This is a genomic window from Rhizobacter sp. P2_D12 (assembly GCF_056404395.1).
Map to the genome: position 1 here is coordinate 15,738 of NZ_JBFUEB010000081.1, position 13,775 is coordinate 29,512.

Annotated in this window: 15 protein-coding genes; 14 read left to right on the forward strand and 1 reads right to left on the reverse strand. The window is 67.5% G+C overall.

Annotated elements, in window-relative coordinates; translation table 11 throughout:
• Positions 1-558 carry a hypothetical protein gene (locus AC1DYN_RS23450; RefSeq protein ID WP_477963526.1) on the forward strand — a complete coding sequence of 186 codons (558 nt, stop codon included), beginning with the start codon at positions 1-3 and terminating at the stop codon, positions 556-558.
• 9 nt (positions 559-567) lie between these two features.
• On the opposite strand, the gene AC1DYN_RS23455 is transcribed toward AC1DYN_RS23450, so the two are convergent.
• On the reverse strand, positions 568-1,485 hold the full coding sequence (locus AC1DYN_RS23455; RefSeq protein WP_477963527.1) for an alpha/beta fold hydrolase: 918 nt from the start codon (positions 1,483-1,485) through the stop codon (positions 568-570).
• A gap of 124 nt (positions 1,486-1,609) precedes the next feature.
• On the opposite strand from AC1DYN_RS23455, the gene AC1DYN_RS23460 reads away from it, so the two are divergent.
• The 13 genes from AC1DYN_RS23460 to AC1DYN_RS23520 all read left to right on the forward strand — a co-directional run.
• Positions 1,610-2,533, forward strand: coding sequence for a LysR family transcriptional regulator (locus AC1DYN_RS23460; protein ID WP_477963528.1), 924 nt, complete (start codon positions 1,610-1,612; stop codon positions 2,531-2,533).
• A gap of 102 nt (positions 2,534-2,635) precedes the next feature.
• Positions 2,636-4,216, forward strand: a complete 1,581-nt coding sequence (locus AC1DYN_RS23465) for an ABC transporter substrate-binding protein (protein WP_477963529.1) — start codon at positions 2,636-2,638, stop codon at positions 4,214-4,216.
• Positions 4,217-4,246: 30 nt separating this feature from the next.
• The gene (locus AC1DYN_RS23470; protein WP_477963530.1) at positions 4,247-5,224 is read left to right on the forward strand and encodes an ABC transporter permease; all 978 of its coding nucleotides are present in this window, start codon (positions 4,247-4,249) and stop codon (positions 5,222-5,224) included.
• The gene (locus AC1DYN_RS23475; protein ID WP_477963531.1) at positions 5,221-6,141 is read left to right on the forward strand and encodes an ABC transporter permease; all 921 of its coding nucleotides are present in this window, start codon (positions 5,221-5,223) and stop codon (positions 6,139-6,141) included. The genes AC1DYN_RS23470 and AC1DYN_RS23475 overlap by 4 nt, the downstream gene beginning before the upstream one ends.
• Positions 6,142-6,143: 2 nt before the next feature.
• Entirely contained in the window at positions 6,144-7,130 is a 987-nt protein-coding gene (locus AC1DYN_RS23480) for an ABC transporter ATP-binding protein (RefSeq protein WP_477963532.1), read from the forward strand.
• A gap of 7 nt (positions 7,131-7,137) precedes the next feature.
• The gene (locus AC1DYN_RS23485; RefSeq protein ID WP_477963533.1) at positions 7,138-8,154 is read left to right on the forward strand and encodes an ABC transporter ATP-binding protein; all 1,017 of its coding nucleotides are present in this window, start codon (positions 7,138-7,140) and stop codon (positions 8,152-8,154) included.
• Positions 8,151-9,014 carry an N-formylglutamate amidohydrolase gene (locus AC1DYN_RS23490; protein ID WP_477963534.1) on the forward strand — a complete coding sequence of 288 codons (864 nt, stop codon included), beginning with the start codon at positions 8,151-8,153 and terminating at the stop codon, positions 9,012-9,014. Before AC1DYN_RS23485 ends, AC1DYN_RS23490 begins: the two co-directional genes overlap by 4 nt.
• Positions 9,011-10,216 (forward strand): M20 aminoacylase family protein, encoded by a 1,206-nt coding sequence (locus tag AC1DYN_RS23495; protein WP_477963535.1) that lies wholly within the window; start codon positions 9,011-9,013, stop codon positions 10,214-10,216. Before AC1DYN_RS23490 ends, AC1DYN_RS23495 begins: the two co-directional genes overlap by 4 nt.
• A 378-nt stretch (positions 10,217-10,594) precedes the next feature.
• Entirely contained in the window at positions 10,595-11,497 is a 903-nt protein-coding gene (locus AC1DYN_RS23500; protein ID WP_477963536.1) for a transglutaminase family protein, read from the forward strand.
• An 8-nt stretch (positions 11,498-11,505) separates the two neighbouring features.
• Entirely contained in the window at positions 11,506-12,069 is a 564-nt protein-coding gene (locus tag AC1DYN_RS23505; protein WP_477963537.1) for an RHS repeat-associated core domain-containing protein, read from the forward strand.
• Positions 12,066-12,578, forward strand: a complete 513-nt coding sequence (locus AC1DYN_RS23510) for a hypothetical protein (protein ID WP_477963541.1) — start codon at positions 12,066-12,068, stop codon at positions 12,576-12,578. Before AC1DYN_RS23505 ends, AC1DYN_RS23510 begins: the two co-directional genes overlap by 4 nt.
• Before the next feature lie 163 nt (positions 12,579-12,741).
• The gene (locus AC1DYN_RS23515) at positions 12,742-13,308 is read left to right on the forward strand and encodes a dihydrofolate reductase family protein (protein WP_477963543.1); all 567 of its coding nucleotides are present in this window, start codon (positions 12,742-12,744) and stop codon (positions 13,306-13,308) included.
• A 146-nt stretch (positions 13,309-13,454) separates the two neighbouring features.
• A partial coding sequence (locus tag AC1DYN_RS23520) for a carbohydrate-binding protein (protein ID WP_477963545.1) occupies positions 13,455-13,775 on the forward strand: 321 nt, incomplete at its 3' end.

The following is a 13,775-nucleotide window of genomic DNA, read 5'->3' on the forward strand; positions in this document are numbered from 1 at the left end:
ATGGCGAGTCGCAGGCCCCGGATCGACCGCGTCGGTGCTGCTCTCGTCGAGGTCGTCCGAGCGATGGATGCGTCGCCGTGGCACGGCTTCATCGTCGCCGAAAGCGAATCGCTCGTCGTGCTTCACCGTGTCAGCGATCGGTTCGACCTCGATGGCTACTGCGCGTTCAGGCGCGAAGACATCGGGTCGATCTCAAAGTCGTTCGAGAAGCTTGACCTCCTCCAACGTGCGATCGAGCTGAAGCAGCAGGAGCCGGTGGTGCCGGCGCACATCGATGCGACCTCGATGCGAAGCCTGATGGAGTCGGCACAGGCTGCTTTCGGCGTACTCGTCATCGACCGGGAGAAGATCCGGCCCGATGAAGTCGAAGTCGGCGCGATCCGGATGGCATCGGAGGAAACCTACGCTCTTCGCTGGCTGAGCACGAACGCCGCGTGGGACAACGATGACCGGCTGTTTCGCTACCGCGACGTCACGCGGCTGGAGTTCGGCGCGGCATATGAGCAAACCCTGTTGGCTGTCGCGCGGTCTCGCGAGGGCCGGGCAAGGCGAGGCTGACCGGCCGCCTCACCGCACCAGGAACTCGCGAACCAGCTGCGTCGTCGCCCGCGGGTTCTCTTCCATGATCCAGTGCCCGGCATCGGGCACGATGCCCTCCGTCACGTCGTCGGCGGCAGCGCGCATCACCGTCGCCATCATCGGCCCGAAGGATTTCTGGCCGCCGACGGCGAAGACCGGCATCTTCAGCCGGCCGCCGGCGGCAAGAAAGGCGCGGTTGTCGACGGCGTCCTGGTCGAAGGCCGCGAACTGCGCGAAGCCCGAGTGCATGGCGCCGGGGCGCGCATACAACGCGGCGTAGTGCTTGCGCGCCGCTTCGCTGAAGCGCGCGGGCGACGCCGAGAACTCGTTCCAGAACCGGTCGAGGTAGATGCGCTCGCGGCCGGCCACCAGGCGCTCCATGTCGGGACCGCCGAACCGGAAGTGCCACAGCAGCGGGTTCTTCAGGATCTCTTCCCACGGTCCGACGCCGGGAACCGGCGCATCGATCAGCACCAGGCGGCGCACGCGCTCGGGGTGCTGCGCGGCAAACTGGAAGGCCACCATGTTGCCGATGTCGTGCGCCACGACGTCGGCCTGGTCGACCTTCATCGCCGCCAGCACGGCGGCGACGTCCTCGGCCTGCGTCTTCTTGTCGAAGCCACCTGCGGGCTTCGACGACAGCCCGAGACCGCGCAGGTCAGGAACGATGACCGTGTGGTCCTTGGCCAGGTCGGTCGCGAGCGGCACCCACATGTCGCCGGTCTCGCCATAGCCGTGCAACAGGACGACGACCGGACCCGAGCCGCCCGAACGGACGTGGATCGTGGCGCCCTGCGTCTCGATGCTGCGGACGCTGAACTTGGGAAAACTGAAGCCCTGTGCGAAAGACAGGGACGGTGCGGCGATCCACATCAACGAAGCGAAGAGCAGGGAAAGGGGGCGCATGGGAGTTTCCTTCTGGCGGGCTGCCCTTCGAGATGAAGGGCGTGTCGGCAGTGTGGGGCGACGCCGGCGCGAGAACCAGCCGGGCGGCAGGCAACCAGCTTCAACCATCGGTTTAAGATGAACCATGACGAACGTGCAGCAGCTGGTCTCCTTCGTCCAGACGGCCGAGCACGGCAGCTTCTCGGCCGCCGCGCGGGTCCTGGGGCTGACGCCGGCCGGCATCAGCAAGAACGTCGCGCGCCTGGAACAGGCGCTGGGCATGCGGCTGTTCCACCGCAGCTCGCGCCGCCTGGCCCTCACCGAAAGCGGCCAGCGCTTCCTGCAGCAGGTCGAAGGCCCGCTGGCCTCGCTGCAGGCCGCCGTTGCGACCGCCGGCGACACCGACGAGAACCCCGCGGGCACCCTGAAGCTCAGCATGGGGGCGGCCTTCGGTCGCCACTTCGTGGTGCCGCTGCTGGGCGACTTCCTGGCCCGCTACCCGAGGGTGGTCCCCGACCTGCACTTCGACGACGGGCAGGTGGACATCGTCGGGAAGGGCTTCGATGCCGCCATCGGTGGCGGCTTCGCGCTGCCGTCCGGCGTCATCGCGCGGGAGCTCGGTCCGGTGCATGTCGTGGCCGTGGCCTCGCCGGCCTACATGGCCGCGCGAACGCCCCCTCGCAGCCCGGCCGACCTGGCTTCCTTCGACGGCATCCTGCGGCGCTCGTCACCCACCGGGCGCGTGCGGCCATGGACACTGCGGTCGCGACGAGGCGAGGAGCAGGCAGTCCAGTGCCTGCCGCGCCTCATCCTGAGCGATCCCGAAGCCGTGGCGCAGGCGGCCCGGATGGGCCTCGGCGTGGCGTTGCTGCCGATGCCGTTCGCATTCGCCGCGCTGCACACCGGCGAGCTCGTGCGCTTGCTGCCGGGGTGGTACGGCGATGCGGGGCCGCTCTCCCTGTACTACCCGAGCAAGAAGCTGCTGCCCGCGAAGACCCGGGTGTTCGTCGACTTCGTGCTGGCGCGGTTTCGATCGGGGGAGTTTGCGCGCCTGGTGGACGGGCGGTAGCGGCACGAACGGGCGGCACGCAGCATGAGGGTTTGACGCCAGCCCTGGTTCGCTTCTTGCGTAGTATTCTTTTTTCTTGACCGGCACCGGAGAGACGAGCTCATGTCTGGACCTGCATCCCTTCTGGCAGCTGCCGCGATCGCCGCTTGCGCATCGATTTCAGGCACCGCGATGGCGCGCGACCTGGTGGTGGCCCTGAAGACAGAGCCCACGTCGATGGACCCGCAGTACCACGCGCTCACGCCCAACATCCAGCTGTCGCAGACGCTGTTCGATCCGCTGGTCTGCGTCGATGCCGACCTGAAGCCCGAGCCCTGCCTGGCCGAATCCTGGAAGGCCGACGGCAAGGTCTGGACCTTCAAGCTGCGCCCCAACGTGAAGTTTTCCGACGGCACGCCGCTCACGTCGGCCGACGTCGTCTTCACGATGGACCGCGTGGCCAAGGTGCCCAACAGCCCGTCGTCCTTCAAGGTCTACCTGCAGAAGGTCGACAAGGTCGAGGCGGCCGATCCGCTGACGGTGCGCATCACCACCTCCGAGCCCTACCCGCTGCTGGCGATCAACATGGTGGGCCTGCCCATCATGTCGGCCAAGGCGGCCTCCGGCGCGGCCCCCGAGGGCAAGACCACCACCGAGCTGAACGCCGGCACCGGCCTCGTGGGCAGCGGCCCGTACAAGTTCGTCTCGTGGAAGCGAGGCTCCGAGATCGTCTTCGAGCGCAACCCCAACTACTGGGGCAAGGCACCCGCGTGGGACAAGGTCATCTACCGCCCGATCAGCAACCCGGCCGCGCGCGTGGCCGCGCTGCTGGCCGGCGACGTCGACCTGGTCGAAGACCCGCCCACCGACGACCTGGAGCGCCTGAAGAAGGAGCCCAAGCTCACGGTGGAGACCAAGGCCTCCAACCGCGTCATCTACGTCGCGCTCGACCAGAACGGCGAGACGACGCCGGGCATCCCCGACGCCAACGGCAAGAACCCGCTGCTCGACAAGCGCGTGCGCGAAGCACTCTCGCTGGCCATCGATCGCCAGGCGCTGGTCTCGCGCATCATGGGCGGCGTGGCCTCGCCGGCCGCGCAGCTGCTGCCCTACCCGATGTTCGGCGCCAGCAAGAACCTCACCGCCGCCGCCAAGCCGAACCCGGACAAGGCCCGCGCGCTGCTGAAGGACGCCGGCTACCCGAACGGCTTCTCGCTGGTGCTGGGCACGCCCAACGGCCGCTATATCAACGACAGCAAGGTGGCGCAGACGCTGGCCGCGATGTGGACGCGCATCGGCATCAAGACCTCGATCGATGCCAACGCGCCGGCCGTGTTCTTCAAGAACCGCGACACCTTCGTCTACAGCGCCTACCTGGCCGGCTGGGGCACGGCGACGGGCGAAATGTCGAACACGCTGAACGCGCTGCTGGTCACGCCCAACAAGGACAAGGGCCTGGGCACCACCAACCGCAGCCGCTATTCCAACCCCGAACTCGACAAGCTGGTCGCCGAATCGGCCAACCAGATGGACGACGCCGCACGCGCCGCGACGCTCGCCAAGGCCAGCGAACTCGCGATGGCGGAGTTCGCGATGCTGCCCCTCCACTTCGAGCACTCGGTGTGGGCGATGAAGAAGGACGTGAGCTTCAAGGGCCGGGCCGACCAGCAGACCATGGTCCAGTTCGCGGTGCCGGCCAAGTAATCATTCAACGACGGCGCAGGGCAGTCCGCGATGTCGGCCTACATCATCCGCCGCCTGCTGCAGGCCGTGCTCGTCATGGCCGTCATGTCGGGCCTGGTCTTCGTCGGGCTCTATGTCGTCGGCGATCCGGTGGCGATGATGGCCAGCGCCGAGGCCACCGAACTCGAGCGCGACGAGATCCGCGCGTCCTTCGGCCTCGACAAGCCGCTGTGGCAGCAGTACGGCATCTTCATGTCGCACGCGCTGCGGTTCGATTTCGGCAAGAGCTTCCTGACCGGGCAGTCGGCGATGGGGCTGATCCTCGACCGCATGCCGGCCACGCTGGAGCTGGCCGTCGTCGCCATGGGCCTGTCGATGGGGATCGGCGTGCCGCTGGGCATCTGGGCGGGCCTTCGGCCGCAGGCGCTCAGCACGCGCGGCATCATGGCCGGCTCGGTGCTGGGCTTCTCGCTGCCCAACTTCTGGGTCGGGCTGATGCTCATCATGGTGTTCGCGGTCTACCTGGGCTGGCTGCCGGCCAGCGGGCGCGGCGCCACCGTCAATGTCGGGCCGCTCGACCTCAGCGTGCTCACGCTCGACGGCTGGTCGCGCCTGCTGCTGCCGGCCGTGACGATCGCGCTGGCCAAGGGCGCGCTGATCATCCGCGTCACGCGCGCCGCCACGCGCGAGGCGCTGCCGATGGACTACATCAAGTTCGCGCGCGCCAAGGGCCTGGGCTGGAGCCGCATCCTGCGCGTGCACCTGCTGAAGAACATCATGATCCCGATCATCACGGTCGGCGGGCTCGAGTTCGGCCAGGTGGTCGCCTTCGCGGTGGTCACGGAAACCATCTTCGCGTGGCCCGGCATGGGCAAGCTGCTGCTCGATTCGATCATCACGCTCGACCGCCCGGTGGTCGTGGCCTACCTGATCCTGATCGTGTTCTTCCTGGTGGTGCTCAACCTGGCGGTCGACATCCTCTATTCGGTGCTCGACCCGCGCGTGCGCCTGCAGGGGGCCAAGGCATGACCGACGGCGTGGTCGCCGATGCGGTGGCCGCGCTGCCGCCACCCGAGACCCCGTGGCAGCGCCTGCGCCGCGAGTTCATGGCCAACCGGTTGGCGGTGTTCGGCCTGGTGCTGCTGGCGCTGGCGGTGTTCGCCGCGCTGTTCGCGCCGTGGATCTCGCCGCAGAACCCCTACGACATCGGCAAGCTCGACATCTTCGACTCCAAGCTGCCGCCCGGCAGCAAGGACGCGGCCGGCAGCATGACCTACTGGCTGGGCACCGACGGCCAGGCGCGCGACCTGCTCTCGGCCATCTTCTACGGCCTGCGCACCAGCCTGCTGGTGGGCAGCCTCTCGGTGGCGGCGGCGCTGGCCATCGGCAGCGTCGTCGGCCTGGCGGCAGCCTACTTCGGCGGCTGGATCGACGCGCTGCTGATGCGCATCGTCGACATCCAGCTGTCGTTCCCGGCCATCCTGGTCGCGCTGATCCTGCTGGCCATCCTCGGCAAGGGCGTCGACAAGGTGATCCTCGCGCTGGTCATCGTGCAGTGGGCCTACTTCGCGCGGGCCGCGCGCGGCGCCGCGCTGGTGGAGCGCGCCAAGGAATACGTCGAGGCCGCGCAGTGCATGTCGCTCGGCTGGCCGCGCGTGCTGCTGCGCCACATGCTGCCCAACTGCCTGCCGCCGCTGATCGTCATCGCCACCATCGACCTGGCGCACGCCATCGCACTGGAGTCGACGCTGTCCTTCCTCGGGGTCGGCGTGCCGGTGACCGAGCCGTCGCTGGGCATGCTGATCGCCAACGGCTTCGAGTTCCTGCTGTCGGGCAACTACTGGATCTCGTTCTTCCCCGGCATCGCGCTGGCGCTGGCCATCGTCGGCATCAACCTGGTGGGCGACCACCTGCGCGACATCCTCAACCCGCACAACGCGCACTGACGATGACGCTGCCGCCACCGCCGGTGCTCGAGCTGCAGGGGCTGCAGACGCACTTCTTCACCCACGGCGGCGTGGTGAAGGCGGTCGACGGCGTCGACCTGCGCGTGCACGCCGGCGAGATCCTCGGGCTGGTCGGCGAGTCGGGTTCGGGCAAGAGCATCACCGGCTTCTCGGTGATCGGGCTGATCGATCCGCCGGGCCGCATCGTCGGCGGCCACATCCGCTACCTGGGCGAAGAGCTCGCCGGTGCGCCGGAGCGCCGTCTGCAGGCGCTGCGCGGCAAGGAGATCGCGATGATCTTCCAGGATCCGATGATGACGCTGAACCCGGTGCTGCGCGTCGACACGCAGATGGTGGAGGCGATCCACGCGCACGAGAAGACCGGCGCGAAGGCCGCGCTGGCGCGGGCGCGCGATGCGCTGGCGATGGTCGGCATCCCGTCGCCTGAAGAGCGGCTGCAGGCCTACCCGCACCAGCTCTCGGGCGGCATGCGCCAGCGCGTGGCCATCGCCATCGCCTTGCTCAACCGTCCCCGGCTGCTGATCGCCGACGAGCCGACGACGGCGCTCGACGTCACCATCCAGGCGCAGATCCTGTACGAGGTGCAGAAGCTGTGCCGCGAGACCGGCACCGCGATGGTCTGGATCACGCACGACCTGGCGGTGGTGTCGGGCCTGGCCGACCGCATCGCGGTGATGTATGCCGGGCGCATCGTCGAGAGCGGTGCCACGGCCGACGTGATCAACCGGCCGTCGCACCCTTACACGCGCGGGCTGGTCGATTCGATCCCGACGCGTGCCACGCACGGCACGCTGCTGCGGCAGATCCCCGGCATGACGCCGTCGCTGCTGCACCTGCCGCAGGGCTGCGCCTTCCGGCCGCGCTGCGCCCACGCCACCGCGGCCTGCCTGGCGGTGCCGCAGGCCGAACCCGGCCCTGCCGGCAAGACCGTGCGATGCTGGAACATGCTGGTTGCCGAGACGGCCTGAACACCGCATGGACACGCTGCTCGAATCCCCGCCGCTGCTGCAACTGAAGGGCATCTCCAAGCGCTTCGTGAAGGGCGTCGACCTGGCCGGGCGCATCGCGAACCTGCTCGGGGCGCGCCATCGCGCCTCGGTGGTGCATGCGGTGGCCGACGTCGACCTGGAGATCCGCCCCGGCGAGGTGATCGGCGTGGTGGGCGAATCCGGCTGCGGCAAGTCGACGCTGGGCCGCGTGATCGCCGGCATCAACCCGCCGAGCGCGGGCACGGTCAGCTACCTCGGCAAGCCGGTGGCCGGCATGGATGCCGGCGAGCGCCGCGCCTGGGGCCTGGGCGTGCAGATGATCTTCCAGAACCCGATGGCGTCGCTGAATCCGCGCATGCGCGTGCTGGACATCGTCGGCGAGGCCCCGGTGGTGCACGGGCTGGTGAAGGCCTCGCAGAAGGCCGAGTACGTCGGTGCGCTGATGCGCCAGGTCGGCCTCGACCCCGACTACGCGCAGCGCTACCCGCACCAGTTCTCGGGCGGGCAGCGGCAGCGCATCGGCATCGCGCGGGCGCTGGCGCTGAAGCCGCGGCTGATCGTGTGCGACGAGGCGGTGGCCGCGCTCGACGTGTCGATCCAGGCGCAGGTGCTGAACCTGTTCCTCGCGCTGCGCCGCGAGTTCGACCTCACCTACCTCTTCATCAGCCACAACCTGGGCGTCGTGGGCCACGTGTCGGACCGCGTGGTGATCATGTACCTCGGCCGCATCGTCGAGGTCGCGCCGACCGAAACCATCTTCAGCGCGCCGAACCACCCGTACACGCAGGCGCTGCTGTCCGAGCTGCCGACGCTCGAGACCACGCGCCGCGCCTACCAGCCCATCCAGGGCGAACTGCCCTCGCCGCTGGCGCCGCCGCCGGGCTGTGCCTTCCACCCGCGTTGCCCTCATGCGATGCCGCGCTGCAAGGTCGAGGCGCCGTTGCTGCGCACGCTGCAGCCCGGCCACACCAGCGCGTGCCACCTGAACGATCCCCCGACATGACGACGCCGTTGCCGCCCTTCACGCTGCGCCTGCCCGAGGGCGAGCCGCTGCCGCTGGTCTGCGACTCGCCGCACAGTGGCGTGCGCTACCCCGACGATTTCGGCCATGCCGTGCCCTTGGCGCAATTGCGCGGCGGCGAGGACACCGACGTGCACGTGCTGTGGCAGGCGCTGCCCTCGGTGGGCGCCACGCTGCTGGCGGCGGATTTCCCGCGCACCTACATCGACCCGAACCGCGACGTCGACGGCATCGACGCCGGCATGCTGGCGCAGCCCTGGCCGACCCCGTTGAACCCGAGCGAGAAGACGCGGCTGGGCATCGGCCTGGTCTGGCGCGATGCGGGCAAGAACGGCAAGTGGCCCATCTACGCGCGCAAGCTGACGGTGGCCGAGGTGCAGCGGCGCATCGCCACCTGCCATGCGCCGTACCATGCCGCGATGCGCGAGCAGATCGAATCCGCCTACGCCCGCTTCGGCGCGGTGTGGCACCTGAACCTGCATTCGATGCCCGCCGATTCGTACGAAGGCCTGCAGATCCAGAGCGACCATCCGCTCGCCGACTTCGTGCTGGGCGATCGCGATGGCACGACGGCCGCGCCCGGGTTCACCGCGCTGGTGGCGCAATCGCTGCGTAAGCGCGGCTTCAGCGTCGCGATCAACGACCCGTTCAAGGGCGTGGCGCTGATCGCCCGCCTGGGCCGGCCGGCCGAGCGCCGCCACAGCCTGCAGATCGAGATCCACCGCGGCCTCTACATGGACGAGACCACGCGCGAGCGCAGTGCCGGCTTCCAGGGCCTGCAGGATGCGCTCGCCGGGGTCTCCCGCGACATTGCCGACTACGTGAAGGACCAGCTGACATGAGCCTCATCGCCGAGATCGAAGACAAGCACGCCGAGTTCACCGCGCTGCGCCGCGACATCCACGCGCACCCCGAACTCGCCTTCAAGGAGACGCGCACCTCCGACCTGGTGGCCGAGCGCCTGGCATCGTGGGGCATCGCGGTGCACCGCGGCCTGGGCACCACCGGCGTGGTGGGCGTGCTGCATGGCGCGCGCGGCCCCGGCGAGCGCGCGATCGGCCTGCGCGCCGACATGGATGCGCTGCCGATGCCCGAGCACAACCGCTTCCTGCATGCCTCGAAGAATCCGGGCCGCATGCACGGCTGCGGCCACGACGGCCACACCGCGATGCTGCTGGGCGCGGCACACTACCTGTCGACGCACCGCGATTTCGAGGGCACGGTCAACTTCATCTTCCAGCCGGCGGAAGAGGGCGGCAACGCCGGCGCCAAGGCGATGATGGACGACGGGTTGTTCGACCGTTTCCCGTGCGAGGAGATCTACGGCATCCACAACATGCCGGGCTTCGAGGCGGGGCACTTCGCGTTCCGCAAGGGGCCGACGATGGCCTCGAGCAACCGCTTCGACATCATCGTGCGCGGCACCGGCGGCCACGCGGCGCAGCCGCACAAGGCGGTCGACACCATCGTCATCGCCGCCGAGATGGTGGGCGCGCTGCAGACGCTGATCTCGCGCCACAAGAACCCGATCGACGTCGCGGTGGTGAGCGTGACGCAGATCCACGCCGGCGATGCGTACAACGTGCTGCCGGGCGAAGCGGTGATCCGCGGCACCGTGCGCACCTTCAGCACCGAGGTGCTGGACGAGATCGAGGGCAACATGCGGCGCATCGCCGAGATGCTGCCGCAGGCGCACGGCGGCACCGGCGAGTTGAAGTTCCACCGCGCCTACCCGCCGCTGGTCAACTGGGACGCGCAGACCGATTTCGCGATGAAGGTGGCGCAGGACACCTTCGGCGCCGACAAGGTGGACGGCCACACGCCGCAGCACGGCGGCGCCGAAGACTTCTCGTTCTACCTGCAGAAGGTGCCGGGCAGCTACCTGTTCCTGGGCAATGGCGGCGGCGGGCACCGCGAGGCCACGTACCACGGCATGGGCCCGTGCGAGTTGCACAACCCGAACTACGACTTCAACGACGCGCTGCTGCCGGTGGGCGGCACGTATTGGGTGCGGTTGGTCGAGGCGTTCTTCGCGCGCGGGTAAAGGCAAGGCCAGTGCGGCAGGGAGCCACCCCCGGGTTGGCGCATCGGCAACTGCTGACGGTGCCATTGTCCTGGCCGTCTTCATTGGCCGAGTTCAAGGACCATGCGAGCCAGGGAAACCACTGATCGCCAGCGTCCTTGTCTCCATTTTCTCTGCAAGATATCTCGGTACTGTCGCTCGCGCTGGTGGTGATCTCGCTTCGAAATCACCAGCGTTCCAAAGGGGCAGGCCATGAAGTGTTTCCCACCTCTTCATGCAGTATCGAAACGCCGGCAACATCTCGTCGCATGGATGGGCCTTGCCAGCGTCCTGTTCGCATCGGCTCCCTCATCTGCGCAGGGCGTCTATGACGCAGCACAGGATCCGGACATTGTCACCATGCGACAGATCCTGCAGCAGCCAGACGCCGACCTCGATCTCGCGAAGATCAAACTGAGCATCGACAAGCTGATAGATCCCGACATCGACGTGGCTGCCACGCAGAGGCGTCTCGATGCCATGGCAGCCGATCTGCGATCAAGACTTCCTCACGGCGCAACGGCAGACGTTCGATTCGAAGCCCTGCGGCACTACTTGTACGAGCCCGGGGCATGGAACAGGCACAAGGCGTTTCGCTATGACTTCGACGACCCGTCAGGCCACAGCATCCGCAACAAGCTGCTCGCGAACTACCTCGATTCACCCAGGGGCAACTGCATCTCGATGCCGTTCCTTTTTCTGATCCTCGGCAAGAAGCTCGGCCTCGACGTCACGGCGTCTGTTTCGCCAAGGCATGTGTTCGTGAAGTACCGCGACACAAGCGGTGTCGTCCACAACTTCGAGGCCACGTCAGGCGGGTTCAAGTCCGCCGAGAGCTTCATGCAAGAGTCGTCGATAAGCCCACTTGCCATCAAGCAGGGCGTCTACCTTCGATGGCTCAGCACGCGGGAAGTTGTGGCGCTCATGGGCGAGGTGCTGCTGGAGTTCTACGCGAAACGACCGTCCAACACCGAGCGCACCGTGGCCATGGCCAATTTGCTGTTGCAGCACAGTCCCTTGCAGGTCGACGCAATGCTGCATGTTGCCGCCGCATACCAGCGAGATCGGTCCGATCTCTACGAAAGCAGGTTCAGCATGCCGGCCAAGATTCCCCCGCCTTTGCGACCGCACTTCAACGAGATCGAGGCGCAGATCGTTCGGTGGCACCGGCGAGCAGTGGCGTTGGGCTGGCGCGAACCCGAGGAAGCTTCAGAGGAGCAGTACAAGCTGGTCGTTCAACGGGCGAAGGCCCGATCCCGATAGGAGAGTTCATGCGATACCTGATTGTGATTCCGTTCTTGCGGCGGGCCCTGCTGGCGGCTCTGGTGACTTGCCCACTTGGCGCTGCAGCCCGATACGTTGAAAGTGATCCCATCGGCTTGGCTGCAGGCACAAACACATACACCTATGTCCGCAGCAACCCGGTTTCATACATTGATCCGATTGGCCTGTTGGATCGATTGGTGTTCGACGGTACCTACCTCACGGGCTACGAGGACTTCGGCGTCGAGTTCAGGGTACCGGCCGTCTCGGGGCCGTGGGGAAAGGGTGCATTGCCGGAGGGCATCTATGACGGATCGCTGCTGCGTCGACGCAGTGACAACAAGGCCATGATGTGTCCCAGCGGCCCAGGATGGAGTCTCGATCTCGACCCCACCTTCAAGACCGACCGTTCTCTTCTGCGGATCCATCCCGATGGCCATGTGCCTGGAACCGAAGGCTGCATCGGCCCATCCTGCTCGCATCAGAAAATCGTCTATGACGCCTTGCGGCAATACTTCGACGATGGTCGCGGCGTCACTTCCATTCCTGTCATCGTGAAATACCCGCGATGAGAGCCGTTCTCGGTCTCTGGCTCTGCCTGCTCGCAAGTCCTGGCGCGTGGGCGGCATGTCCGGCAAAGACCGGCCCCGAGGTTGCAGAAGTGCTCGCCAAGGCCATCGAGCTGAACGAGCACTTCAAGGCGTCGGTCCAATCCAGCGACGACGCCGCCTATCGCTCGTTGCGCAAGCAGCTTGAGTCGTATGGTGAGCAAACGGCCATGCCCTGCATGCGCCAGGCTGCGCAGATGCTGGCGAGCCACCCGGACCGGCGGCTGACGCGCAGCCTGCTGGAGTTCGCGATCTCGCATGAGAATGCCGCTGATGAGTCAGTCTCCGAGGCACTCGCCACCGTGTTCACGCGGCGCGCCGGCGACGTTGAGCGCGAGATCGGAACGTTCTCGCCTCAGCAGAGGAGCCTGCTGATCCGGCAGATAGAAACCGGCTTGCGATCGCTCGGGACACCCCAACCGCAAACCGTTCTCAGGTCGATCGAACGACTGAAGAGGCGACAAACGCACTGAGGCTTTTCTTCTTTCGTTTCGCTCGACGGCATCCTGCAGGCGCCGGGCGGTCCCGATGAAGACACCACCGGCGGGTTCGCCTTCTGCGGCTGGACGTTCAGCCACTGGGACGAGGCCATGGTTCGCTCGATGGAAGGCTTGCGACGGCAAGGACCGCGAGCTCTTGCTCGGCCGCAGGACCTACGAGATCTTCGAGGCCTACTGGCCGTACCAGGCGGCCGACAACCCGATTGCGCAGACACTCAACGCGGCCCGAAAGCACGTGGCCTCGCGCGCGCTGGAGACGCTGCAGTGGAACAACTCGACGCTGTTGCGCGGCGACGTCGTGGCGGCGGTCGCCGCACTCAAGTCGGAAGCGGGACCGGCCCTGCAGATCATCGGCAGCGGCAACCTGATCCAGACGCTGCGGGCCGCTTCGCTGATCGACGAGTACAACGTATGGACCTTCCCCGTCGTGCTCGGGCGCGGCGAGCGGCTGTTCGAACCAGGCGCACAGGCCGGCGCGCTGCGGCTCGTCGCTTCGCAAGCCTCGGCCACCGGTGTCGTGATCAGCACCTGCGTGCCTGTCGGCGACGTCCCGGTCGGATCGTTCCTGCAGGAGTCGCCGAGCGCGAAGAAATCGAAAGGCGCGCGAAGCTGGCGCGCGAGGCGCGCTGACGCGATCCCTGGCGGTCAGCGAATTCCCGTGGGCACGCCGGCAGCACAAACCATTACCACTTTCACCCCGTAAGTGGTACTGAAATGGTATTGAACCGATTAGAGTCCCGTCTGCTCGCTCGGCAGTGCGTCGGCATCGATGGACGCGAGGCCTTGGCGAGGGTCCCGACAGCCGTAGTGCCGGAACGCCACAACGACCGCCCATTCGGAGAATCCTTCATGCCCGCCACCCTTCCGCGCTCGAACCGACTGCGCCTGCTCGGCGCCTTCGCCTCGGTCCTCGTGAGCACCTCGATCTACGCCGCCAGCTACCCGGCCTGGAAGCCCGACACCTTCTACGCTGCCGGGTCGCTGGTCACCTTCAACGGTCGCAACTACCGCGCCACGGTGGCGCAGACCGACTACGCGAGCACCGGCTGGAACCCGACCACCGCGAGCCTGTGGACCGACATCGGCCCGGCCGACGGCCCCGCTCCTGCGCCGGCACCTGCGCCCACGCCCGCCCCCGCGCCGGCGCCCGCACCGGCCCCTGCCCCGGCT

Excerpts from the sequence above, each read along its gene's own strand:
- AC1DYN_RS23450 (WP_477963526.1), top strand. The coding sequence starts at position 1 with ATGGCGAGTCGCAGGCCCCGGATCGACCGCGTCGGTGCTGCTCTCGTC.
- AC1DYN_RS23455 (WP_477963527.1), bottom strand. The coding sequence starts at position 1,485 with ATGCGCCCCCTTTCCCTGCTCTTCGCTTCGTTGATGTGGATCGCCGCA.
- AC1DYN_RS23460 (WP_477963528.1), top strand. The coding sequence starts at position 1,610 with ATGACGAACGTGCAGCAGCTGGTCTCCTTCGTCCAGACGGCCGAGCAC.
- AC1DYN_RS23465 (WP_477963529.1), top strand. The coding sequence starts at position 2,636 with ATGTCTGGACCTGCATCCCTTCTGGCAGCTGCCGCGATCGCCGCTTGC.
- AC1DYN_RS23470 (WP_477963530.1), top strand. The coding sequence starts at position 4,247 with ATGTCGGCCTACATCATCCGCCGCCTGCTGCAGGCCGTGCTCGTCATG.
- AC1DYN_RS23475 (WP_477963531.1), top strand. The coding sequence starts at position 5,221 with ATGACCGACGGCGTGGTCGCCGATGCGGTGGCCGCGCTGCCGCCACCC.
- AC1DYN_RS23480 (WP_477963532.1), top strand. The coding sequence starts at position 6,144 with ATGACGCTGCCGCCACCGCCGGTGCTCGAGCTGCAGGGGCTGCAGACG.
- AC1DYN_RS23485 (WP_477963533.1), top strand. The coding sequence starts at position 7,138 with ATGGACACGCTGCTCGAATCCCCGCCGCTGCTGCAACTGAAGGGCATC.
- AC1DYN_RS23490 (WP_477963534.1), top strand. The coding sequence starts at position 8,151 with ATGACGACGCCGTTGCCGCCCTTCACGCTGCGCCTGCCCGAGGGCGAG.
- AC1DYN_RS23495 (WP_477963535.1), top strand. The coding sequence starts at position 9,011 with ATGAGCCTCATCGCCGAGATCGAAGACAAGCACGCCGAGTTCACCGCG.
- AC1DYN_RS23500 (WP_477963536.1), top strand. The coding sequence starts at position 10,595 with ATGCGACAGATCCTGCAGCAGCCAGACGCCGACCTCGATCTCGCGAAG.
- AC1DYN_RS23505 (WP_477963537.1), top strand. The coding sequence starts at position 11,506 with ATGCGATACCTGATTGTGATTCCGTTCTTGCGGCGGGCCCTGCTGGCG.
- AC1DYN_RS23510 (WP_477963541.1), top strand. The coding sequence starts at position 12,066 with ATGAGAGCCGTTCTCGGTCTCTGGCTCTGCCTGCTCGCAAGTCCTGGC.